Origin of the sequence: Sphaerisporangium aureirubrum (genome assembly GCF_042658925.1) — a bacterium.
GTDB classification, from domain to species: domain Bacteria; phylum Actinomycetota; class Actinomycetes; order Streptosporangiales; family Streptosporangiaceae; genus Sphaerisporangium; species Sphaerisporangium aureirubrum.
Genome location: NZ_JBHSRF010000021.1, coordinates 26,412 through 49,261, shown reverse-complemented (window position 1 = coordinate 49,261; position 22,850 = coordinate 26,412). Strand labels below are relative to the sequence as shown.

The following is a 22,850-nucleotide window of genomic DNA, read 5'->3' as shown; positions in this document are numbered from 1 at the left end:
TTCAGCCGAACTCGGCGGCGCCGTACAAGGCCGCCGGGGCTCCGCTGCTGAAGGCCCAGTAGCGGTCACCGTACGACCAATGCCACCACTCGGTCGGGTAGTTGACGAAGCCGGCCGCCGTCATGGCGTCGGCCAGAGTCCGCCGGTTCGCGGCGACGTCCGGGGGCAACCCGGGCCAGTCGAGGTAGCAGGGCCCCTCCCCGCCCACCGGCGTCTCGTTCACCTCCGTGCCCATCGGCAGCTCCGCGCCGGACACGGTGCAGAGCGTGACGTCGACCGCCGCGCCCGCGACGTGCGGGGCCACCTCGGGCGGCGAGATGTAGCGCGCCGTCTCCGCGCGCAGCCGATCCTCCTCCCAGCCGGAGCGTACGGCGCGGAGTTCGGCGAGCGACTCCTCGAAGTAGCGGTGCTGCAGGGACGTCGGCCGGAAGCCCTCGACCACGAGGAGCCGTATACCGCCGGGCAGCAGATCCTGCGCGGCCAGCAGGCGCTCGGCCGCGCCGCTCCGCAGGTGGGCGTACGCGCCTCGCGGGTCGGCCAGCCGGGCGTCCACTCGTACGGCGCCCGTGGCGCGCAGGTCGACGAGCGGCTCGCCGGATTCCCGTACGGGCAGGTCGCTGATCCGGCGGTCGGACAGCAGGACGGGTGGTGGTGACATCTGGTGTTCCTCTCTGGCAATGCCTGACGGCCGGCCCCAGCCCTGGGGCCGGCCGTCCGGCGAAGCTCACAGATCGATGGCGGTGAGGACGAGGGCGTTGGTCTGCCAGGTGAACAGGGGGTTGGTGCCGTTGTTCCAGAAGGCGACGACGTCGCCGTTGGGTCGGACTTGGATGAGGTCGTCGCGGCCGTCGTTGTTGACGTCGCCGGTTTTGAGCTGGGCTTTGTCGGTGATGGCGGTGAGGATGAGTGCGTTGGTCTGCCAGGTGAACAGGGGGTTGGTGCCGTTGTTCCAGAAGACGACGACGTCGCCGTTGGGGCGGACCTGGATGAGGTCGTCGCGGCCGTCGTTGTTGATGTCGCCGGGCTTGAGCTGGAGTTTGTCGCCGATGGCGGTGAGGATGAGTGCGTTGGTCTGCCAGGTGAACAGCGGGTTGGTGCGGTTGTTCCAGAAGGCGACGACGTCGCCGTTGGGGCGGACCTGGATGATGTCGTCGTATCCGTCGCCGTTGATGTCGCCGACGGTGATCTGCTGTTTGTCGGTGATGCCGGTGAGGACCAGGGCGTTGTTCTGCCAGGTGAAGTTGGGGTTGGCGCCGCTGTTCCAGAACACGACGACGTCGCCGTTGGGGCGGACCTGCAGCAGGTCGTCGCGTCCGTCGCCGTTGAAGTCGCCGGCGCGGATCTGTGAGACGTCGGTGATGCCGGTCAGTACCTTGCGGTTGTGGGACCAGGAGTAGATGGGGTTGGCGCCGATGTTGATGAAGGCCACGACGTCGCCGTTGTCGCGCATCTGGATCACGTCGTCCAGGCCGTCGCCGTCGATGTCACCCATCTGGATGCGATGACCGTCCGTGCCGCCTGTGGGCGGGGCCGAACCGCCGCCGACCGGCTCGGAGTAGCCGACGATGGAGCCGGACGACCTGCTGTAGCTGTTGGCCTTGACCCGGTCCCCGCTGTTGCCCTCGATCGTGCGCACCGTGCTCCCGTCGGCCGAGGTGACGATGCCGACGTGGTCGATGGTCCCGTCGCCTTCCCAGTCGAACACCAGGGAGTCGCCCGCCTGCGGGGTGTACCCGCTGGAGCGGGTGTGCCAGGTGTTGTTCCCGGTCCCGTAGTCCTTGAACGAGCTGGCCCATCCGGTCAGCACGCCACCCGAGGTCTCCGGGGTGGCGGCGTACGGCACGCCGGCGGTCTTCCACACGTACTTGGAGAAGTCGGCGCACCAGTCGGAGTCGCGGAACTGGACGCCGTCGCCGGAGCCGCAGCCGCTGGACGACTTCCACGTGCGGAACACGCCGGTGTAGTAGTTGCAGTTGCTGCCCGCGGGCTTCTCCACGTTGCGGGCGGAGTCGGCCAGCTGGGCCTGCGCGACCGAGACGATCTGCTGGCGCAGCGTGGCCGCGTTCGCCGGGGCGGCGGTGCCGGCGGTGACGGCGGTGACGGCGACGGTCATGGCGAAGGCGGCGAGGGCGGCTGTCAGACGGTTCACAAGGACTCCTCAGAGGGTGATGGCGGTGAGGACGAGGGCGTTGGTCTGCCAGGTGAACAGGGGGTTGGTGCCGTTGTTCCAGAAGGCGACGACGTCGCCGTTGGGTCGGACCTGGATGAGGTCGTCGCGGCCGTCGTTGTTGACGTCGCCGGTTTTGAGCTGGGCTTTGTCGGTGATGGCGGTGAGGATGAGTGCGTTGGTCTGCCAGGTGAACAGGGGGTTGGTGCCGTTGTTCCAGAAGACGACGACGTCGCCGTTGGGGCGGACCTGGATGAGGTCGTCGCGGCCGTCGTTGTTGATGTCGCCGGGCTTGAGCTGGAGTTTGTCGCCGATGGCGGTGAGGATGAGTGCGTTGGTCTGCCAGGTGAACAGCGGGTTGGTGCGGTTGTTCCAGAAGGCGACGACGTCGCCGTTGGGGCGGACCTGGATGATGTCGTCGTATCCGTCGCCGTTGATGTCGCCGACGGTGATCTGCTGTTTGTCGGTGATGCCGGTGAGGACGAGAGCGTTGTTCTGCCAGGTGAAGTTGGGGTTGGCGCCGGAGTTCCAGAACACGACCACGTCGCCGTTGGGGCGGATCTGCAGTAGGTCGTCGCGTCCGTCGCCGTTGAAGTCCCCGGCGCGGATCTGTGAGACGTCGGTGATGCCGGTCAGTACCTTGCGGTTGTGGGACCAGGAGTAGATGGGGTTGGCGCCGATGTTGATGAAGGCCACGACGTCGCCGTTGTCGCGCATCTGGATCACGTCGTCCAGGCCGTCGCCGTCGATGTCACCCATCTGGATGCGATGACCGTCCCTGGCGGCCCACAGCGCGTCCACGATGATCTGCGCGTCCGCCGCCTGCGGCTGGTAGCGCTCCGGATAAGCCGACACCTGGACCGCCTGGCAGACCGCGCCGATCGACGCCGTGAGCCACGCGTTGCCCGGATACTTCGACAACATCTTGCTGAGGAAGGCGTTGGTCGCCCAGATCGGGTCCAGGCGCTGAGCCGCCGTGCCCCAGGAAGCGCGCTGCTGGAACAGCCCCAGGCTGTCGTGGTCGAGCTCCTCGGCCACGTTGTCCAGGCTGGCCTCCACGATCGCGGTCGTGACCGCGATGACGGCGGCCCGCGGGTCGAGGCCACGGTCACGCGTCGCCTTGACGATCATGCGCGCGCACGAGACGCGGTACCCGGACATGTAGCCGCGCATCTTGGCGGTCAGCCGGGAGTTGAGCTGAGTGGCCAGCGACCCGTCCGCTGACGTGGCCCCGGCCGGATCACACGCCGCCAGCGCACGAGCCACAGCCACATCGGCGGCATGCCGCAAGGGAGAGGGACTGGGCTGAGCATGCGCCGTCCCAGCCATCACAGCCAGCACTAGCACACCGGCCAAGCCCCCCGGCAGGGCCCGGCGCAAGAACAGAAAACACGGTCTCATCGAGGTCTCCATCGTGTCGGGATGACACGCGAAGCCTCCGCCCAGCCGCTATAGATCCCCTTCAAAGCCCCTTCAGACCGCCCTATAAGGTCCCCACCCCACCCAGCCGAGCAACCCCCACCACCGACCCCGACGCCGACCAATACCGCGACAAACCCACCCACCGAACCAGCACCACTGTCTGAACCACCACCACTGTCTGAACCAGCGGCGTTGCCTGAACCACCGGCGTCGTCTGAACCAGCGCGTTTGTCTGAACCGCTGGCCGCCCCCGAAATGGTGCCTTCGGCGCAGCCTTTCCTAGGCGACCCTCGCCGACCTGGTACTCACCGTCGCGCAGCAATAGGGGAGAACCTCCTGCAACCCGACTTCGGCTTGCCAAAGCCACGGGGCGGGCAGTGGCGAGCTGGAAACAGGTTGACGAGCGGTTGCAGGTAGGTGCGCTCCAGATCGTGCAAGCCGGCTGAGGCGAAGACGGTCAAACAGATCGGCGCCGACCTCGGCACGTTCACCAAGCGCATCGTGAACCCTATGGTGCTCTTCACCGACTTCACGAGCTTGGAGCCGACCGCGATGAGGCAGAGTCCATGAGGACGGGTCAGACGTCGAGTGTGCCGTTCTTGATGCTACTCATGAATGCCGACCACTCGGCAGGTGTGGATACCAGTACTGGGCCGTCGGGGTTCTTGCTGTCGCGCACGGCTACAACACTGGGCAGGTTGCTGGCGACTTCGACGCATTTAAAGGGTGTGCTAATCGGTGGAGATGGGGCGTGCTAGTCGGCGGAGAGTTGTTGGCGGAGTTCTCGTTTGAGGGTCTTGCCGATTGGGCCGCGGGGGAGGGAGTCGAGCACGGTGATTTTGGTGGGGCGTTCGCGGTCGTCCAGGTGGTCGGCTGTGGCGGCGGTCAGGTCCTTTTCGGGGACGGGGGAGCGTAGGACCACGGCGGCGGTTACGCCGTGGGGGGTGGGGAAGGCGGCTGCTTCCAGGACTTCGGGGTGCCATAGGAGGGCGTGTTCGACTCTTAGGGAGGAGATGGGGGGGCCGTCTGGGGTGGGGATGACGTCGGAGGCGCGGTCGAAGAAGTGGAGGCGGCCCTCTTCGTCGACGTGGCCTAGGTCGCCCATGCGGGTCCAGCCGTCCTGGAAGACCCGTGCGGTGGCTTCGGGGTCGCGGTAGTACGAACGTTGGGGGGCGTCGGAGCGTAGGCGGATCTCGCCTACTTCGCCTGCGGGGAGGGTTTCTCCGCCGGGGCCGGTGATCACCAGGGCGGTGCCGGCGCTGGGGCGGCCCAGGTGGTCCTCCAGGGGCTCGGCCGGGTCGATCGGGCGGCTGACGAAGGCGGGGGCCGATTCCGTGGAGCCGTAGCCGAGGACGATCCTGGTGCCGGGGAGTGCCTTCATCAGGCTGCTCACGGTGGACATCGGGACCGGCGCGGAGCCGAGCATGAGCACCTTGAGGCCGGTCAGGTCGTGGCGTTCGTGCAGGGCGAGCGCGACGATGCGGGTGGCGGTGGAGGGAGCGACGATGGCCATCGAGACCCGCAGCTTCTCGATCATGCGGGCGACGGTCTCGGCGTCGTGGCGGCTCAGCACGTGGACGGTGGTGGGGGCCGTCATCGCGGTCATGATGGCGCTGTGCCCGGCGTTGGTGCCGATGGGTACGGCCGCCAGGACGCCGTCCACGCCGGTGAACAGGCGTCCCCGGCCCTCGTGGCCGAAGTTCAGGTTGCCGTGGCCGACGGCCACCGGCTTGGGGGAGCCCGTGGTGCCGGAGGTGTAGATGATCTCGGCGAGGTCGTCGTCCTCGGACGCGCCGCCGGTGCCCGAGGTGTCCAGCGTCTCCAGGGACGCGGGCGTCGCGGCCCATCCGGCGAAGGAGGGCGGCGTGACGGCGTCGCCGTGCAGCACGCCGGCGACCTCGCACCGCTCCAGGCGGGCGCGCAGCTCGGCGTCCGGCAGGCTCGGGGAAAGGCCGACGACCGTGCCTCCCGCCATGCGCACGGCGAGGCCCGCGATGGCGTGGCCGATCCAGTCGGCGTCGTCGTGGAGCAGTGCGATCCGCGCCGCGGGCAGGTGCCCGGCCGCGGCCTCCGACGCGCGGACCCACTGGCCGGACGTCAGCGAGCGGTCCCCGTCCACGGTGAGCGCCACCAGGTCGTCGTCCCGGGCTCTTACCACTTCAGGCAGGGTCGTCATGCCGCCGATGCTAGGAACCGGAGGTACCTTCCGGATGCTCACTGTTGAGCAGACTCCGCGGGGCCCAAGTTGTTGGCTGGACGTTGTGTAGCCCCGCGTACGCCGGGCAGACGGGCACATCAAGTGCTCGGATCACAACGAAAGACGGCTCGACAAGAGGTTCGGAAATCGTTGAGGAGGCGATGGCCGGTGAGCCAATCCGATATGAGAACAGGTCCACAGGAACTGTCCTCCCGCAACCAGCTCATCGCGACGATCGGCGCCATCCTGGCACTCGCCCTAGCGTCGATCGACGTGTCCGTGGTGGGTGCCGCCATGCCGCGCATCGCCGACGACCTGAACGGACTCGGGCTGTACGCCTGGGTGGGTGTCTCCTACGCGGTCGCCGCCGCGGTGGTCGTGCCGATCGCCGGCAAGCTCGGCGACATGTTCGGCCGCAAACCGGTGCTGCTCGTGGGCCTCGGCGGCTTCATGATCGCGTCCTGGCTGTGCGGCGCCGCCCAGACGATGCCGCAGCTGGTCGGCTTCCGCGGCCTCGCCGGTCTGTTCGGCGGAATCCTGATGGCCAACATCTTCACGATGCTCGCCGACATCTACACCCCAGAGCGCCGCACCCAGATGCAGGGTTTGTTCTTCGGTGTCGCCGGTCTGAGCATGGTGATCGGGCCGCCCCTCGGCGGGCTCATCACCGACGCGTGGAGCTGGCGCTGGGTCTTCTACGTCAACGTGCCGCTGGGCCTGCTGGCCATCCTCGCGGTCGCCGTCGGGGTGCCGTTCGTGCGCACCGGCGCGAGCTGGCGTGACATCGACTTCGCCGGCGTCGTCACGCTGGTGGCGGGCGTGGTGCCGATCCTGATCGGTCTCACCCTCACCGGCGACGGGCACGCCTGGACGTCCCCCGAGGTGCTGTCGCTGATCATCGGTGGCGCGCTGCTGCTGGTGGTGTTCTTCCTGGTGGAGACGCGCCGGGCGAGCAACCCGCTCGTGCCGTTCCCGCTGTTCCGCACCAACGCGTTCGCGGTCATGGTCGTGGTGGCGTTCTTCTCCGCCTTCGCCATGATGGGCGTCACGTTCTACGTGCCGCTGCTCTACCAGGGTGTGCTCGGCGTCTCCGCTGCCCACTCCGGCACCCTGCTCATCCCGATGACGCTCGGCCTGATGCTGGTCGGCCCGGTGGCGGGCAAGGCGCTGACGGCGATGGCGCACTACCGGTTCCTGGCGGTCTTCGCGATGGCGTCCATCGTGGCGGGCCTGTACATGTTGTCCACGGTCGGCACCCACACCGGCCAGGTGATCCCCATCATCGCGATGGTGCTCATCGGCATCGGCATCGGTGTCGCCTTCCCGATGGCGACGGCGGTCGTGCAGAGCGCGATCCCGATGAGCCAGATGGGCGTGGGCACCAGCCAGATCCAGTTCTGGCGGATGTTCGCCGGGCCGGTGTCGCTGGCGATCCTGGGCTCCATCCTCACCTCGCAGATCGGGGTGAAGGGGCAGTCCGGCGTCCTCGGTGGCGGCGGCGTGCCCCCGGAGCAGCTGGCCGCCGCGCTGCACGACCTGTTCCTCACCTCGGCGATCGCGGTGGCGATCGGCCTGGTGGCGACCTTCTTCCTGAAGGTGGTCCCGCTGCGCGACATGTCGATGGCGAGGAAGCCGGCCGGTGGCGCCAAGGGCAAGACGGTCACAGCCTGACCTTGTGAGGGGAGACGCGGCGGGACGACCCGGTCGTCCCGCCGCGTTTCGCGTGCGCGGGGGTGCGCGTGCGGTGCGCCGTCGTGCTCAGTGTTGAGCAGACCGCGCGCCGTGCCCGGCACAAGCTGGTGTCATGGACGCTGCCGACACCGACGCCGCGAGGTTCCCCGACACCTATCCCATGCCCAGGACGTGCCCGCTCGACCCGCCCACCGAGTACCGGCTGCTGCGCGCCGAGCGTCCCATCACCCGTATCAGGCTCGAGTTCGACGACAGCGTCGTTTGGCTGGTGACGCGGTACGCGGACGCGCAGACGATCCTGGGCGACCCCCGGTTCAGCTCCGACTTCTCCACCCCTGGGTTCCCCGCGCGGCTCACCGCGCAGCCTCCGGGACCGGGCACGTTCATCCGGATGGACCCGCCCGACCACTCCCGGCTGCGCCGCCTGCTGCTGCCCGAGCTCACCCGCCGCCGCGTCGAGGCGATGCGCCCGGCCATCCAGGAGATCGCGGAGAAGCTGGTCGGCGACATGGCCGCCGCGACCCCGCCGGTCGACCTGGTGCAGACCCTCGCCCTGCCGCTGCCCTCGATGGTGATCACCGAGCTGCTGGGTGTGCCGTACGAGGACCGCGAGTACTTCCACGACACGACCAAGGTCATCGGGGACCAGAGCGTCGACCCCAAGCGGCGCATCCAGGTGCGCAACGACCTCAAGGAGTACCTGGACAAGCTCGTGGCGATGAAGGAGGCCGAGCCCGCCGACGACGTGCTGAGCCGCATGTGCGCGCGCCGGGAGGAGGCCGGGGTGAGCCGCGAGGAGGTCGTGGGCATCGCGACCCTGCTCATGGTCGCCGGCTACGAGACCATCGCCAACCAGATCGGCTCGGGGACCGTCGCCCTGCTGGAGAACCCCGACCGGGTGGCGGAGCTGCGCGCCGACCCCGCGAAGCTGCCCGACGCCGTCGAGGAGATCATCCGGCACCAGACCGTCATCGACTACGGCCTGCGCCGCGCCGCCACCGAGGACGTCGAGGTGGGCGGGCAGCTCATCAAGGCGGGCGAGGGCGTCGTGGTGGTGGTCGCCTCCGCCAACCGCGACGAGGACGTCTTCGAGTGCCCCGACCGGCTGGACTTCGACCGGGAACGGCACGACCACTTCTCCTTCGGGTACGGCGTCCACCAGTGCATGGGCCAGATCCTCGCCCGCGTCCAGCTGGAGATCGCCTGGGCCGAGCTGTTCGGCCGCATCCCCGGCCTGCGGCTCGCGGTGCCGGTGGAGCAGGTGCCGTTCCGCTTCGACATGTTCGTGTACGGCGTGCACGAGCTGCCCGTGACCTGGTGATGTCCGCGATGGACGACGACCGGGACCCCATGGCCAGGCTGCGCGCCCTGTTCGACGACGGCGCCGCGACCCCGCTGCCCGGTGACGACGACTGCGGCGTCACGGGCGCACGGGGCCTCGTCGAGGGCTGCCCGGTGGTCGCCTTCGCCACCGACCCCGCCCGGATGGGCGGCGCCATGGGCCCGGAGGGCTGCACCCGCATCGTCGACACCATCGACCTCGCCGTACGGGAGAAGGTGCCGGTCGTCGGGATCTGGCACTCCGGCGGCGCCCGGCTCGGCGACGGCGTCGCCGCGCTGCACGGGGTCGGGCGGATGTTCGCCGCCATGGTGCACGCCTCCGGCGTGGTGCCGCAGATATCCCTGGTGCTCGGCCCGGCCGCCGGGGGCGCCGCCTACGGGCCGGCGCTCACCGACATCGTGATCATGAGCGAGGGTGGCCGCATCTTCGTCACCGGCCCCGACGTGGTCAGGCAGGTCACCGGCGAGGACGTCGACATGAAGAGCCTCGGCGGCCCCGACACCCACAGCCGCCGCAGCGGCGTGGCCCATGTCGTCGCCCCCGACGACGCCCAGGCCGTCGCCGAGACCCGGCGCGTCACCGCGCTGCTCGGCGACCCCGGCACCATCCGGCCGGAGCAGGCCATGGACGAGACCGACCTCAGCGAGCTGCTGCCGAGGAGGGCCCGCCGCGCCTACGACGTCAAGCCGCTGGTGCACGCGCTCACCGACGGCCCGGGTGTCGAGCTGCACCCCCGGTGGGCCCCCAACATGGTCACCGTCCTGGCGCGCCTGGCGACCCGGACGGTCGGCGTGCTCGCCAACAACCCGCTGCGCAAGGGCGGCTGCCTCGACGCCGCGAGCGCGGAGAAGGCCGCCCGCTTCGTGCGCATGTGCGACTCGCTGGGCATCCCCCTGGTCGTCATCGTGGACGTGCCCGGCTACCTGCCCGGCGTCAGGCAGGAGTGGGACGGCGTGGTGCGGCGCGGCGCCAAGCTGCTGCACGCGTTCGCCGAGGCCGTGGTGCCCCGCGTCACCCTGGTCACCCGCAAGTCCTACGGCGGCGCCTACGTCGCCATGAACTCCCGGGCGCTCGGCGCGTCGGCCGTGTTCGCGTGGCCGTCCGCCGAGGTCGCCGTCATGGGCGCCGCCGCGGCGGTGGACATCCTGCACCGCAGGAAGCTGAGATCCGAGACCGACGGGCGGCGCGAGGCGCTGCGCCGCAGGCTGATCGTCGAGCACGAGCGCGACGTCGGCGGCGTCGGCAGGGCCGTCGAGATCGGTGTGGTCGACGCGGTGATCGACCCCAAGGAGACGCGCCGCAGGATCGCCGGGGCCCTGCTGAACGCCCTGCCCTCGCGCGGCCACCACACCAACATCCCCTTGTGAGAGCCCTGCTCAGTATTGAGCAGGCGCCCGTCACGGTCCTGATTAGCGTGACGAATAGCCGATAAAAGACGGAGTCCAGCGATGACAAATCCGAGTCCGGTCATACCGCCCGCGCAGCAGCAGACCTCGGTCCCCGCCGCGGACCTGCTGAACTCAGGGAACGCAGGAGTGATCGTCGAGCGTACGGCCCAGCTGAAGAACGGCTTCCACGCCGAGGGGCGCAAGTTCGCCCGCATGATGGCCGAGGTCGTCACCGCCAAGCAGGTGGGGGTCGCCAGCGCGTACGTCTACGAGGAGACGTTCGGCACCAAGGACAAACTGCACTGGCTCATCCACCTCAGCTCCCTGGACGCCTACGAGGCGATGGTCCACATGGGCACCTCCGACGAGGAGTACCGGGACAACGTCGCCAAGCAGCAGGCCGAGGAAGGCGCCGGCTGGGACAAGATGTTCGTCGACGGGAGCATGCAGGAGACCGTGCTGATGCCGCAGTTCTGGGGCATGTACGGCACCAAGGTCGACGGCGAGCGGGAGCGGGCGACCGCCCAGTACACCCAGACCGGTCCCATCACCTCGCTCCCCGGAGCCCGCGAGCAGGTGCCGCTGCCCGCCGAGCAGGTCCTGCACTCGGGCACCTGCGGCCTGCTGCTGCACCGCACCGCCCAGCTCGACTACGACTTCAGGTCCGAGGGCCGCACGTTCGCCCGCGAGGCCGCCGAGTCCATCAACGAGAACCTCCCGGGTGAGGCGACGGTGTTCGTCTACGAGGAGGCGTTCGGCAGCGCCGACCGGATCCACTGGCTGATCCACCTGAAGTCGCTGGCCACCTACTACAAGGTGCTCTCGCTGCACGTGAAGGACGAGCGCGTCCGCGACTTGTACTTCCAGGAGCGGATCGCCCCCGAGCGCGGCGGCGGCACCTGGGCCAGGATGTTCGTCCCCGGCAGCATGGCCGACGTCGCCCTGACCCCGCACCACTGGGGGATGTACGCCACATGACCGGGAAATGCCTGCATCAGATCTTCGCTGAGCACGCCAGGTCGCAGCCCGGCCGGATCGCCGTGTCCGCCCCCGACGGCGAGATCTCCTACGGAGAGCTCGACGAGCGCGCCGAACGGCTCGTGCCGCGGCTGCGCGCGCGGGGAGTGGGTCCGGGCGTCCTGGTGGGGCTGTGCGCCGACCGGAGCGTCGAGATGATCGTCGGGCTGCTCGGCATCCTGAAGGCCGGGGGCGCCTACGTCCCCATCGACCCCACCTATCCGGCCAAGCGGATCGAGTACCTGCTCGACGACAGCGGCGTCTCGACGGTCGTCGCGGTGTCGCGGGTCGCCGACGCGCTGAGCGGCCGCCCGGTCCAGGTCCTGTGGATCGACCGGGACGACCCGGCGCCCGGCGCCGGCCTCGGCGGGCCCGAGGTGGGCGACCGCGACCTCGCGTACGTCATCTACACCTCGGGGTCGACCGGCGCGCCGAAGGGCGTGCTGGTGGAGCACCGCAACGCCGTGCGGCTTTTCGAGCGGACCGGGCAGTGGTTCGGGTTCGACGAGAACGACGTCGTCACGCTGTTCCACTCGGTGAGCTTCGACTTCTCCGTCTGGGAGATCTGGAGCGCCCTGCTGTACGGGGGCCGCCTGGTCGTCGTGCCGGCGCAGGTCGCGAGGTCCCCCGAGGCGTTCCGCGAGCTGCTGCTCGACGAGGGCGTCACCGTGCTCGCCCAGACCCCGTCGGCGTTCCGGCACCTCGCCGCCGCCGACGCCCGCAGGGACGAGCCGTCGCCGTTCCGCCTGCGCCGTGTCGTGTTCGGCGGCGAGCGGCTCGACGTCGAGGTGCTGAAGCCCTGGATCGACCGCTACGGCGACGAGAAGCCCGAACTGATCAACATGTACGGCATCACCGAGACCACCGTCCACGTGACCTACCGCCGGATCCTCGGCGACGACCTGGAGCACCCCGAGACCAGCCCGATCGGCGTGCCGATCCCCGACCTCGGCCTCCACCTGCTCGACGCGGACGGACGCCGCGTGCCGGACGGCGTGGCCGCGGAGCTGTACGTCTCCGGGGAGGGCCTCGCGCGCGGCTACCTGGGCCGTCCCCGGCTCACCGCCGAGCGCTTCGCCGAGAGCGCGGACGGCACCCGGCTCTACCGCACGGGCGACCTGGCGGTACGCCTGCCCGGCGGCGAGCACGCCTACATCGGGCGCGCCGACGACCAGATCAAGGTCCGCGGCTTCCGGGTGGAGCCCCGCGAGATCGAGGTGTGCCTGCTCGGGGAGCCGGGGGTCGCGGGCGCGGTGGTCGCGGCCCGGGACTACGGCGAAGGAGACGTGCGCCTGCTGGCGTTCGTGGTGCCCGCCCCGGGCACCGAGCCGGACGCGGACCTGACCCGCCGGCTCACCGCGCGGGCGGCGGAGGAGCTCCCCGTCCACGCGCGTCCGTCCCAATATCACATCGTTGCGGAGATACCCATGACCGTACAGGGAAAGGCGGACCGTGGCGCCCTGGTCGACCAGGCGAAGCGGCCCGCCGCCGAATCCACCCAGAGCGTTCCGCCCATCAGGGTCGTGCAGCGCATCGCCGCGAACGTGCTGGACCGCGAGGAGGTGCCGCCGGACGCGGACCTGTTCGACCTCGGAGCCACCTCGCTCGCGCTGACCCGCATCATCGCCCAGGTGAACGAGCACTACGGGCTCGCGCTCACCGGCGGCGAACTGGAGGAGGCGTCGGTGCAGAGCCTGGCCTCCTGCGTCGGGGAACGACTGAACGCCTAGGAAGGAACATCATGCAGGAAACCCGTACGCAGGCCGGATTCGGGATGAGTCAGGAGGAACTGCGGAGCTTCCACACCCGCGGCTACTTCGGACCGTTCAAGGTGTACGAGATCGACGAGATGCGGGCCACGTGGCGGCGCGAGCGGCTGCGGCTGATGGACCGCAGCAACGCCGTGTACCAGGAGGAGGCCGCGACCTCCGGCAACACCAACATCTCCAACTACGACCGGCACCTGGACTCCTCGTTCCTGGCCGACCACATCAGCCGGCCGCAGATCGTGGACAGGGTCAGGAGCGTGCTCGGCCCCGACGTGCTGTGCTGGCGCACCGAGTTCTTCCCCAAGTACCCCGGCGACGAGGGCACCGACTGGCACCAGGCGGACACCTTCGCCAACGCGTCGGGGCAGCCGCAGATCGTCTGGCCCGAGGCCGAGGAGTTCGGCGGCACCATCACCGTCTGGACGGCGTTCACCGAGGCCAACGAGGAGACCGGCTGCCTGCAGTTCATCCCCGGCACGCACCAGACGATGTTCTACGACGAGACCAAGAAGATGCACTACGACCCGGACAAGATCAACGCCGAGGAGAAGGACGGCGTCCGGCGGGGCTTCTTCGGCTACGACTACCGCGAGCTGCAGGTCGACCCCGACTGGAAGCCGGACGAGTCGAAGGCCGTCTCGATGGTCATGCGGCCCGGTGAGGCCATCCTGTTCTGGTCCACGCTCATGCACGCCTCCCTGCCGCACGCCGGGCGCACCGACGAGATGCGGCTCGGCTTCGCGTCCCGGTACGTGCCGACCAAGGTGGAGGTGTACCCGGGCACCGACGAGATCGAGGAGTACGGCGGCAAGGTCAGCCTGGACCGCTACGGTGCCGTCCTGGTCGCGGGGCACAACGACAACCCGCGCAACCGCATGGCGTCGGCGACGACGACCGGGCACCCGTTCACGACGCGGTGACGCCCGTGACCACCGAGACGACGGAACTGAGACGCCTGGCGGAGGCCGTGCTGTCCGCGCGGCCCCTCGCGGGTGTCCTCGAACATCCGGTGCGCGTGGCCGGCCCGGCCGAATCCTCCTCCCTGCTCAACAGGTTGGCGGGGCAGCTGGGCGCACCGGACTTCCACCTCACCGAGGACCGCGACGGCCTGGGGGTGTTCGAGCGGGTGCTCAGCGAGCACCTCGCCCTCCGGCCGGGCGGCCTGAACCCGGACGTGCCGCTGGAGGTGATCGAGCACACGGCGGGCGACGTCGCGGCACAGGGCTTCGAGGGGTTGTGCGTCCGCGAGGAGGTGCCGGACGCGGGCGGCGGCCCCCCGCTGGTCGTCTACGCGGCGGGCAGGCGCGAGGACCCCGCCGTGGTGGTGATCATGCCCTGCGGCATGCCCGCGCGGCTCGCCGAGCAGTGGATGCGTTACCTGGCCCGTGACCACTACGTGCTCACCTGGGAGACCCGGGGCCTGTTCGGCGACGCCGCGGCGGCCCCCGCGGAGATCGAGGCGCAGGCCGGCGACGTGACGGCCGTCATGGACCACTTCGGGGTGGGCCAGGCCCACCTGATGTGCCTGTGCGGCGGCGCGGTCATCGGGCTGGCCGCCGCCCACCGCGACGTGCGGGAGGGCGGCGACGGCGAATCGGCCCGGGTCGGCTCCCTGAGCCTGTGGCACGGGGACTTCGCCGGTACCCAGGCGGCGCAGAAGACCTCCCACCAGCAGAACCTGGTGGGACTCATGGAGATGGCCGCCGCCGGGCCCGAAAAGGCCGCCGCGATCCATCCCGTGCTGTGCCAGACCATGTTGTCGGCGATCCCGCCGGACCTGGCGCATCTGGTCGTCTATCCGTACGCCACACCCGAGATGTTGTTCAGGTACTGCCGCCTGAACGGCACGATCATGGAGACGGACGTTATGCCGTGGCTGGCGGACATTCGCCGGCCGGTGCTCGTGGTCACCAGCACCGACGACCAGACGGCGCACCCCGACGGCTCGAAGGTCGTAGCGAAGGCCCTGCCCGACGCGATCTTGCACGTCCGGCCGCACGGTGATCATATTTCGCTCTTCAAGGGCGAACCCGATTTGATGTCCCTGCTAGGAGACTTTATCGACTCCCTTCCCACCCTCTGCCGTACAAGCGGCCACTAACATCTTTGACCATTCCCGTTTTTTCTCAGATGTATGGGTATGTGGTTCTGAGCACACGGAACCTAGGTCGAAGGTGCGGGCATGACTTCTGTAGAGGTGTCGCAGTTCAAGGACGAACTAAGAACGCTCGCTGCGAGCGACTCACTCGGCGCATCTTCGATCAGATATGCGAAAAGAACACATATCTACAACTGTGGTGAACACGACGGGAACATCTATCTTGTCGAGAGCGGGCAGGTCAAGACTCTGACCTACGCCCGCTGCGGCAAGGAGTGCCTATTATCGATCTACACGTCGGGTGACATCTTCGGCGAGTCCTCGCTGCTCGGCGCGGTGCGCGCCGAGACCGCGACGGTGATGCGCACCTCCTGGATCAGGAGGATCCCCGCGGACGGCTTCCGCTCCGCGCTGGCGGACCGCAAACTGCTCAACGGCTTCATCGACCACATGGCCGAGCGCCTCACCGAGCAGCAGCAGGTCATCACGTCGATGGTGACGATGGACAGCGAGCAGCGCCTCGCCGAGGTCCTGCTCCGGCTCTCCAGGAAGCTCGGCAAGCAGCGCTCCGGCCATCTGCTGGCCATCGAGGAGCGCATCACCCAGGAGGAGCTCTCGGGCATGGTGGGCACCACCCGCTCCCGCGTCGGCTACTTCCTGAAGAGGTTCAAGGACGCGGGCCTGGTGCTCCCGGTGTCGGAGGCCTTCTTGCTGGTCAACGAGAAGAGGCTCGCCGAGTACGTCAACGGCGTCCCATGGTTCTGACCCCTGACCGCCCGGTCCCCCCGGACACGAGAAACGCCCCGCAGTCCCGGACTGCGGGGCGTCGCCGCGTGTAGGAGCAGGTCAGAAGCGCAGGAGCTCGAAGGGGATCGCCGGACGGCCACCGAACCGCTCACCCGTGCTGCGGACGAACCCTTCCAGCGGCCCGCGCGCCGCGCCGGGCGGGAGCCCGAGCCCTGTCAGATAGGCCTCGTGGGCCTCGACGGAGGCCACCGCCACGTCCAGCGAGTCGGTGACGTCCACCGCGTGCGTCGGCCTGGTGGAGCCCGCGATGGCCGCGTACTTGACGCCGCCCCACGGCTCGGCCTCGACGTCGGGGAAGATCCACCGGTTGCCCGCGTCCAGCACCGCGTCCAGCGCGGCACGGCCGGTGTTGCGGTGGTCCGGCGAGTTCCACTTGCCGGTGTAGGTGAAGTCGTGGTGGGTGAAGGTGATCAGCAGCTCAGGGCGGTGCCGCCGGATCGCCGCCACCAGGTCGCGCCGCAGCGCCAGCGAGGGCTCGATGGTCCCGTCGGCGTAGTCCAGGAACTCCACCGACTCCACCCCGCAGATGGCCGCGCTGGCCCGCTGCTCCTCCTCGCGCACCTTGACGGCCTCCGCGGGAGCCATTCCGTCGATGCCGGCCTCGCCTCGGGTGAGGAGCAGATAGCCGACGTGCTTGCCGCTCGCGGTCCACGCCGCGACGGCCCCGGCGCATCCGAACTCCATGTCGTCGGGATGCGCCACAATGGCCAGCGCCGTTGTCCAGTCGTCGGGAACAGGTTGCAGGTTTTCGGTCATGAAGGCTCCCCTGACCGCACGAAACATTGGCAAACCTGGAAATAGGCGCGGCCGGCATGAGGCTGCTATGGCTCTGTGTTCCCGTCCGCTATCCGGCTCGCACCCGGGATTCTCTAGCCCGGGTGTCGGGAATATCCGTCGCTCCCGCCGAACCCCAGGAAAACCCTCGATTCCTCGCTCCCGCGGCTTTATGCCGGCGCCGCCGGAGGCGCTAATTGATGGAATGTCAATAGTCAATTCCCGCGCTGTGCCCCGCGCCGGACGGCACCGCCGTCCGGGCAGGTCCCTCGCCGTACCTCCTGGGGCGCGGAGGCCCGCTGGGCCCGCCGTCCCTCAAGGGCGTGCGCGAGATCGCGGCGGGTGGTGACGCCCAGCTTCGTGTAGATCTTCTGGAGGTGGTTGTCGACGGTGCGCACCGACAGGACCAGGGTCCGCGCGATGTCCTTGCTCGGGGTGCCGCCGGCGGCCAGCAGGGCGATGTCGCGCTCGCGGGCCGTGAGAGGGACGGTCTCGTGGCCGGTGGCCAGCAGGGGAGTGCCCGCGCCCTCGCAGCGGGCCAGGAGCTCCGCGGCGCGTGCCGCCGCCGCGGCGGCCTGGCGGGGGGAGCCGTCGCGGCGCCAGGCCGCGGCGGCGGTGGTGGCGGCCTCGGCGGCGAGGAGGTCCGCGCCGATGTCCCCGAGCGTGCCCGCGACCTCGGCGAGCCGTTCCGGGTCGTTCGCCGCCAGGGCCGCGGCCAGCCGTGCCCTGGCCGCCGTCAGGCCCCCCTCGCCCGCCGCGGCCAGCTCCGCGAGACGCCCGGCCACCTGCCGGGCCCCGCCGAGGCGGGCCACGTCGGTGAGCAGCAGTGCCTCGCCGTCGGGCCGCCCCGCCTCCCGTGCGGCCGCCGCGGCGCCGGTGAGGATGCCGCGCGCCTCGGCCAGACGGCCCCGGGCCGCCGCCAGCCAGGCCTCCCCGAGGAGGTCCTCGCCCGCGAACAGCGGCGTGGCCGGGTACGCGCCGAGTTCGTCCAGTGCCGCCTGCGCGGCCTCGGTGTCGCCGAGCACCGCCGCGGACGCGCACAACCCGGACAGGACCAGCCGCATCGGACGGACATGGCCGCGGGTCCGCGCCAGCGCCGCCGCCTCGGCGTACCAGCGCCGCGCCCCGGCCACCCGCCCGGCCAGCCACTCCACCCGCGCACGCACCACCGCGGCCCACATCGCGGTGCCCGTGCCGATGCGTTCCCCGAGGTCCGCCAGGGGACCCGCGCCGAGGCTCGCGGTGCCGCGCGCCGCGATGGCGCGGGCCTCGGCCAGCCGGCCGTCCTCGGCCGCCGCGAGGGCGAGCGGGATAAGGGGGGTGACGGCCGCGGCGGCCGGGTGCCGCGCGCGCGTCCGGCGGGCCCGTTCCGCCGTCTCGCCGGGGGACGCGGTCTCGGTCGCGGACACCGTCTCGGCCAGGGTCCACGCCTCACGGGTGCGGCCGGTCAGCGCCAGGCCGGTCGCCTTCGCCGTCGCCGCCCACAGCCACCCGGTCACGTCGCCGTCGCGCGGCGCCTCCGGCGGGAGGGCGTCCAGCAGCGCCACCGCCTCGGCGGGCCGGCCGGACATGGTGAGGATGGAGGCCCGGTCGGCGAGCAGGAGGTCGCGCCCGGCTCCCTGCGGGGCGCCGGTGAGGGCCTCGTCGTTGAGGCCCAGCGCCTCCTCCGTCCGGGTGCCCGCGCGGAACAGATTGCGGGCACGCAGCCTCAGCGCGATCCGCCGTTCCCCCTCCGTGGCCCCTCCGCACAGGCCCGCCAGCGCCGCCTCGGCCTCGTCGCGGCGGCCCGACTCCAGCAGCGCCTCGCCGTACAGGAGCCGGAACGCGTTGGTGTGCTCCGCGGCGGGCACCTCGGCCAGCAGGGCGAGGGCCTCGGCGTGGTCACCGGCGCGGCAGCACTCCTCCGCGGCCCGCAGGAGCAGGTCCGTGCCCGCCGTGCCGGTGGCCGCGAGCCGCCACGCCGCCACGCGCCGCGCGTCCCCGGCACGCCGGGCGCCGCACGCCTCGATCCGCTCCGCCTGGCGCAGCAGCGTCGCCCGGCGCCGGATCAGCGGTGTCCGTGCGCGCAGCACCGTGCCGTACAGCGGGTGGGCCAGGGTCAGGGATACCCGGCGGCCCTCGCCGGAGGCGCGGATCAGACCGGCCTGCTCCAGGTCGATGAGGGTCTGCGGGGCGGCGGCGAGATCCAGCGGCCCGAGCGTCCCGCACAGCGCCAGCGCCTCCAGCAGCGGGCGGGCCGCGTCGCCCGCCGCCGCGAGCCGGGCGCCGACCAGTTCGGACAGCCTCGGCGTGACCGGCCACGCCTCCCCGGCGTGCTCCCATGACGCTGGCATGGCTTGCCCCGTGCCACCGGCGTGCTCCCACGACGCGGGTGTGGCTTGCCCCCTGCCACCGGCGTGCTCCCACGACGCGGGCGCCACCTGACCCGCGGTGAGCTCCCACAACGTGCCATCGCTCGCGAGAGCCCCCGAGCGCAACGCGCCGAGCACCAGTTCGCGCAGGTAGAGCGCGTTGCCGCCGGACAGGCCGGACAGCTCGTGCAGCGTGCGCCGTCCCACGGGTCCGCCGAGCACGGCGCGCAGCAGGTCCTCCACCGCCTCCCCGCCGAGTTCGGCGAGGTCGGCCCGATGGACGCCGTCGTCCCAGCGGATCGTCTCCGTGGCGGGGCCTCCCGACCGGATCGCCCCGATGACGAAGATCAGGCCCACGTCCATGAGCTGCCGCATCAGCACCACGGACGCCTGGTCCAGCAGGTTCAGGTCGTCGACCAGAACCACCAGCCGGTCCCGGGTCCCGGCCAGCGCCCGGGACACCGAGACGAACCCCGTCACCGGGTTGGCCGGGTGCACGTCGGGCGGGAGCAGATGGGCCACCGCCCCGAACGGCACCGTGGACGCCGCCTCGCTCGTCGTCGCCCGCACCGTCTCGTAGCCCTCGGCCACCGCCGCGGCCAGGCACTCCTCCACCAGCCGGGACTTGCCCACCCCCGGCGGCCCGCAGACCACGAAGCCCCGGCTCCACCGGTCCGCGAGCACCTCGGCGAACCGCGCCATCTCGGCGTCGCGGCCGACGAGCGGCCAGCGGCCCGTCAACGGGTACGGACCGGGCTCACGGGTGGCGCCGCCGGCCTTCCGGCTCGTCGTCCCCCGGCCCGGTCCCCGGCCCGCCGGCGGGCCGGCGGGACGCGGGTACGCGACCTTGCTCATCACGTTCGCCTTTCCGTGGGCAACCTTCCCAAGATTGCGGAAGCCGGATTGGCGAACAGTTGTCGTTCGCTTGGCGCTCACTGATGACAGCGGGCCCCCCGAGAAACCTCGGGGGGCCCGCGGTCTATCTGGACTGCTCAGAGACCTTCCGGACCCTGGCCCGCCATCCAGGACAGCCCCCAGTAGGAGCGCACGGTCCTGAAGTCGGTGAAGAACAGCCGGGTGGAGCAACGGCTGGACACGTAGGTGCAGGTCGCCGGCTTCTTGCTGTCCCCGCCGATGATCACTCCGGCCGCGAGGACGCTGCTGAAGTCACCGGTGAGGGTGAACACCGGGCCGCCGCTGTCGCCGCCGCCGGCGGCGAGCTGGCCCTGCAACTGGTCGCCGATCGACACCGCCCGGGACGTGTGCGTCCCCCAGTCCAGCGTCGAGTCCGTCTTGGTGATCTTGATGTCACAGTGGACCCCGCTCCACGCCCCCGAGGCGCACACCAGCGAGCCCTTGCGCGCCTGGGACGTCCCCACGACCGGCTTGCCGAACTCCGACCCGTCCTGCACGCCGCCGTCCCACATCCAGCCGGTGACGAACTTGCCCGGGTCCACCGCGATGAGCGCGGTGTCCAGCTGCGGGTTGACCGCCTCGACATGCCCGATGACCACCGTCCCCGTGGTGGAGTTCCCGGTACGCACCTCGTCCCCCACCGAGAAGCAGTGCGCCGCCGTGATGAGCTTCGCCGGGTACACCCAGTCCTCCCTGGCCGGCGACATCAGCCCGCCGAACGAGGCGCTGCACGCGTTGATCTGGATTCCCCCCTCGAACGGCGAGTTACCCCCCCACCGCCCGTCATAAGGAGTCACCGACTCCACCTCGGCCCCGACCACCATCCGCTCACCCGCGACCTTGGCCATCCCCGCCTGGCTGGTCACCCCCAGCTCCAGCCCGCTGCCGTCCGCCATCGGCGTCACCCGATGAACATCCCCACCGGCACTCAGCCCCCGAGTCCGGATGATCTCCTCCGCCCGCTCCCGCAACTCGGCCGCCGAGTACTCCGCCGGATGCACCTGGACCCGGATCCCCCCCGGCGCCTTGGCCGCCAGCGTCCCGACCCCCTTGGGCGCGCCCCCCTTGGCGTAGAGATGAACGACACCCCCCGGCACGTCCAGCTCCACCCCCGCGAACCCACCTCCGCTGGCGGCCTCCAGCTCATCGGCCAGCACGAGCATCGGCGCCTGCCGCCGAGCCAGCTCCGCGTCTCCCGCCGCCCCGCCGTTCCCGGGATCCGCGCTCGCCTGCGTCAGCGGGAACACCAGAACACCGGCCACGACCAGCGCTCCCGTGACGACCCTCACGCCCCGCCCCCGCAGGGAAGTACGACTGAACATCTTTCTCGCCCCGTCTGATCCTGCGACACCCGTTCGGTGTCGGCGACATCGAGAATCATCGCCACCGGCGCACGGCCGCCGGATGAGCAGTCGGTACTCATCTCTCGTCACGCCGCTACGCATGCGGCCGTCCGCCGGGCACAGGACCGGCACCCGCCCAGGGTCACGGGCGGGTGCCGGTTCGGGTCGATCCGGGGCTATGCCCGGGTCCACCTCTGGTTGGCCGAGCCGTTGCAGGTGGCGACGGTGACGCCGGATCCGTTGCCGGTGCCGGCGGCGTTCAGGCACAGGTTGTTGGCGGGGGTGGTGACGGTGCCGTTGGAGTTGAAGGTCCAGCGCTGGTTGGCGTTGGTGTGGCAGTCGTAGAGCTGGACTCTGGTGCCGGAGCCGGCGTTGGTGGGGGAGTCCAGGCACTTGCCGAGCGTCTGCAGCTGGCTGGCGGAGGTGTAGGTGAACCTCTGGTTCGGGTTGGTGTGGCAGTCGTAGACCTGCAGCTGGGTGCCGTTGGCGGTGGCGCTGTTGGGCGAGTCGACACACCGGCCCGCCGCCTCGTTACGCAGGCGGAACGTGGTGCCGCCGGAGGTGGGGGTCACGGTGGGCGTCGGGGTCGCGGTCGGGGTGCCGCCTTCGAGGCTGGCGGGGACCGAGCGCAGGGCGCTGTACCAGGCGGCGGCCATCTTGTTGTAGCCGCCCGCGTTGGGGTGGATGCCGTCGGCGAGGTCGGAGCTGGTGAGCTTGCTGTACATGTCGACCAGGTAGATGTGGCGTCCGGCGTTGGCGCGGCTCTGGACCAGGCCCGGGATCTGGGAGTTGAAGCCGCGGACCTCGTTGTCCCTGCCGTTCATCGGGATGATCGTCGCGACGAACACGTAGGTGTCCGGCGCGGTGCTGAAGATCCGGTCCAGCAGGGTGGCGAGCCGGCCGGGAGCGCCACTGGCGTTGTACATGTCGTTGGTGCCGATGTGCAGCAGCACGGTGCGCGGGGTGTAGGTCCGCAGCCAGTTCACGATCTGCGCGTCGATCTGGTCGATCCGCCAGCCCGAGTGCCCCTCGTGGTCGTGGTCGCCCAGGCTGCTCGGCCCGTTGAACCCCGACCCGACGAAGTCGACCCGGTAGCCGCCCGACACCAGGCTCTGCCACAGGTTGATCCGGTACCCGCCCGGCACGTTGAAGCCGTCGGTGATCGAGTCACCGAGCGGCATCACCCGCACTCCGCCGTTGGATTCGGCACCGGCCGCGCCGGGGGCGAACACCATCGCCACGACCAGCGCCAATCCCGCTGCCAGGCCACTGAACAGGCGCGTCAATCTCGCCATGGAGTTACCCGTTCCCTTCTCCGCGCCCGGAGCGCGGCGATCGATGTGCTGCGCATGATCAGAAATCGAGTCGACGGCAGCAGGAGGCGGAGCGATTGTTCGCGCTAACATCTGCAGCGACCTCGAACATCGCTCGTTCACGGTTGATGATGGCTATACGTGAGGCGGAGCAAAACCGACATGGCCGGGTCACGTCAAGACACGCCCGCGCCTCCGTCGGGACCTCCGCGCCGACGCCACCTCTCAACTGCGACGGCGTCACCGGGCCTACGC

General features: G+C 70.4%; 17 protein-coding genes. 8 read left to right on the top strand and 9 right to left on the bottom strand.

What is annotated here, in order from left to right; all coding sequences use genetic code 11:
* Position 1 precedes the first annotated feature (1 nt).
* From ACFP1K_RS16695 to ACFP1K_RS16675, 5 genes are all read right to left on the bottom strand, one after another.
* Entirely contained in the window at positions 2-658 is a 657-nt protein-coding gene (locus tag ACFP1K_RS16695) for a M15 family metallopeptidase (protein WP_380753655.1), read from the bottom strand.
* A 66-nt stretch (positions 659-724) separates the two neighbouring features.
* Positions 725-2,149 carry an FG-GAP-like repeat-containing protein gene (locus tag ACFP1K_RS16690; RefSeq protein ID WP_380753652.1) on the bottom strand — a complete coding sequence of 475 codons (1,425 nt, stop codon included), beginning with the start codon at positions 2,147-2,149 and terminating at the stop codon, positions 725-727.
* 9 nt (positions 2,150-2,158) lie between these two features.
* The gene (locus ACFP1K_RS16685; RefSeq protein WP_380753649.1) at positions 2,159-3,439 is read right to left on the bottom strand and encodes an FG-GAP repeat domain-containing protein; all 1,281 of its coding nucleotides are present in this window, start codon (positions 3,437-3,439) and stop codon (positions 2,159-2,161) included.
* Between the two features lie 727 nt (positions 3,440-4,166).
* Positions 4,167-4,325: a DUF397 domain-containing protein gene (locus tag ACFP1K_RS16680; protein WP_380753737.1), complete on the bottom strand. Its 159-nt coding sequence runs from the start codon at positions 4,323-4,325 to the stop codon at positions 4,167-4,169.
* Between the two features lie 18 nt (positions 4,326-4,343).
* Positions 4,344-5,765 (bottom strand): class I adenylate-forming enzyme family protein, encoded by a 1,422-nt coding sequence (locus tag ACFP1K_RS16675; RefSeq protein WP_380753646.1) that lies wholly within the window; start codon positions 5,763-5,765, stop codon positions 4,344-4,346.
* Between the two features lie 204 nt (positions 5,766-5,969).
* Here ACFP1K_RS16675 and ACFP1K_RS16670 point away from each other — a divergent pair, with 204 nt between their 5' ends.
* The 8 genes from ACFP1K_RS16670 (at position 5,970) to ACFP1K_RS16635 (ending at position 15,857) form a co-directional block, all read left to right on the top strand.
* Positions 5,970-7,457, top strand: a complete 1,488-nt coding sequence (locus tag ACFP1K_RS16670; RefSeq protein WP_380753643.1) for an MFS transporter — start codon at positions 5,970-5,972, stop codon at positions 7,455-7,457.
* A 133-nt stretch (positions 7,458-7,590) separates the two neighbouring features.
* Entirely contained in the window at positions 7,591-8,799 is a 1,209-nt protein-coding gene (locus tag ACFP1K_RS16665; RefSeq protein WP_380753640.1) for a cytochrome P450, read from the top strand.
* 8 nt (positions 8,800-8,807) lie between these two features.
* A complete protein-coding gene (locus ACFP1K_RS16660) occupies positions 8,808-10,187 on the top strand; it encodes an acyl-CoA carboxylase subunit beta (protein ID WP_449329153.1) in 1,380 nt (459 codons plus the stop codon).
* 81 nt (positions 10,188-10,268) lie between these two features.
* Positions 10,269-11,186 carry a DUF6039 family protein gene (locus ACFP1K_RS16655; RefSeq protein ID WP_380753634.1) on the top strand — a complete coding sequence of 306 codons (918 nt, stop codon included), beginning with the start codon at positions 10,269-10,271 and terminating at the stop codon, positions 11,184-11,186.
* The gene (locus ACFP1K_RS16650) at positions 11,183-12,955 is read left to right on the top strand and encodes an amino acid adenylation domain-containing protein (protein WP_380753631.1); all 1,773 of its coding nucleotides are present in this window, start codon (positions 11,183-11,185) and stop codon (positions 12,953-12,955) included. The genes ACFP1K_RS16655 and ACFP1K_RS16650 overlap by 4 nt, the downstream gene beginning before the upstream one ends.
* 11 nt (positions 12,956-12,966) lie before the next feature.
* Complete coding sequence (locus tag ACFP1K_RS16645) at positions 12,967-13,914, top strand: chlorinating enzyme (RefSeq protein WP_380753628.1); 948 nt, start codon at positions 12,967-12,969, stop codon at positions 13,912-13,914.
* 5 nt (positions 13,915-13,919) lie between these two features.
* Positions 13,920-15,095 (top strand): alpha/beta fold hydrolase, encoded by a 1,176-nt coding sequence (locus tag ACFP1K_RS16640; protein WP_380753626.1) that lies wholly within the window; start codon positions 13,920-13,922, stop codon positions 15,093-15,095.
* A gap of 81 nt (positions 15,096-15,176) precedes the next feature.
* Positions 15,177-15,857, top strand: coding sequence for a Crp/Fnr family transcriptional regulator (locus ACFP1K_RS16635; protein WP_380753623.1), 681 nt, complete (start codon positions 15,177-15,179; stop codon positions 15,855-15,857).
* 81 nt (positions 15,858-15,938) lie between these two features.
* Here the strand turns inward: ACFP1K_RS16635 and ACFP1K_RS16630 are convergent, their stop codons facing one another.
* The 4 genes from ACFP1K_RS16630 to ACFP1K_RS16615 form a co-directional block, all read right to left on the bottom strand.
* Positions 15,939-16,655: a PIG-L deacetylase family protein gene (locus ACFP1K_RS16630; RefSeq protein WP_380753620.1), complete on the bottom strand. Its 717-nt coding sequence runs from the start codon at positions 16,653-16,655 to the stop codon at positions 15,939-15,941.
* Positions 16,656-16,888: 233 nt separating this feature from the next.
* Positions 16,889-19,879 (bottom strand): helix-turn-helix transcriptional regulator, encoded by a 2,991-nt coding sequence (locus tag ACFP1K_RS16625; RefSeq protein ID WP_380753618.1) that lies wholly within the window; start codon positions 19,877-19,879, stop codon positions 16,889-16,891.
* Positions 19,880-20,016: 137 nt separating this feature from the next.
* Entirely contained in the window at positions 20,017-21,228 is a 1,212-nt protein-coding gene (locus ACFP1K_RS16620) for a hypothetical protein (protein WP_380753615.1), read from the bottom strand.
* Positions 21,229-21,458: 230 nt separating this feature from the next.
* Positions 21,459-22,577, bottom strand: coding sequence for a ricin-type beta-trefoil lectin domain protein (locus ACFP1K_RS16615; protein ID WP_380753613.1), 1,119 nt, complete (start codon positions 22,575-22,577; stop codon positions 21,459-21,461).
* Positions 22,578-22,850 lie beyond the last annotated feature (273 nt).

Coding starts and splice junctions, on each gene's coding strand:
- ACFP1K_RS16695 (WP_380753655.1), bottom strand. CDS start 658: ATGTCACCACCACCCGTCCTGCTGTCCGACCGCCGGATCAGCGACCTG.
- ACFP1K_RS16675 (WP_380753646.1), bottom strand. CDS start 5,765: ATGACGACCCTGCCTGAAGTGGTAAGAGCCCGGGACGACGACCTGGTG.
- ACFP1K_RS16670 (WP_380753643.1), top strand. CDS start 5,970: ATGAGAACAGGTCCACAGGAACTGTCCTCCCGCAACCAGCTCATCGCG.
- ACFP1K_RS16665 (WP_380753640.1), top strand. CDS start 7,591: ATGGACGCTGCCGACACCGACGCCGCGAGGTTCCCCGACACCTATCCC.
- ACFP1K_RS16660 (WP_449329153.1), top strand. CDS start 8,808: ATGGACGACGACCGGGACCCCATGGCCAGGCTGCGCGCCCTGTTCGAC.
- ACFP1K_RS16655 (WP_380753634.1), top strand. CDS start 10,269: ATGACAAATCCGAGTCCGGTCATACCGCCCGCGCAGCAGCAGACCTCG.
- ACFP1K_RS16650 (WP_380753631.1), top strand. CDS start 11,183: ATGACCGGGAAATGCCTGCATCAGATCTTCGCTGAGCACGCCAGGTCG.
- ACFP1K_RS16645 (WP_380753628.1), top strand. CDS start 12,967: ATGCAGGAAACCCGTACGCAGGCCGGATTCGGGATGAGTCAGGAGGAA.
- ACFP1K_RS16635 (WP_380753623.1), top strand. CDS start 15,177: ATGACTTCTGTAGAGGTGTCGCAGTTCAAGGACGAACTAAGAACGCTC.
- ACFP1K_RS16630 (WP_380753620.1), bottom strand. CDS start 16,655: ATGACCGAAAACCTGCAACCTGTTCCCGACGACTGGACAACGGCGCTG.
- ACFP1K_RS16625 (WP_380753618.1), bottom strand. CDS start 19,879: ATGAGCAAGGTCGCGTACCCGCGTCCCGCCGGCCCGCCGGCGGGCCGG.
- ACFP1K_RS16615 (WP_380753613.1), bottom strand. CDS start 22,577: ATGGCGAGATTGACGCGCCTGTTCAGTGGCCTGGCAGCGGGATTGGCG.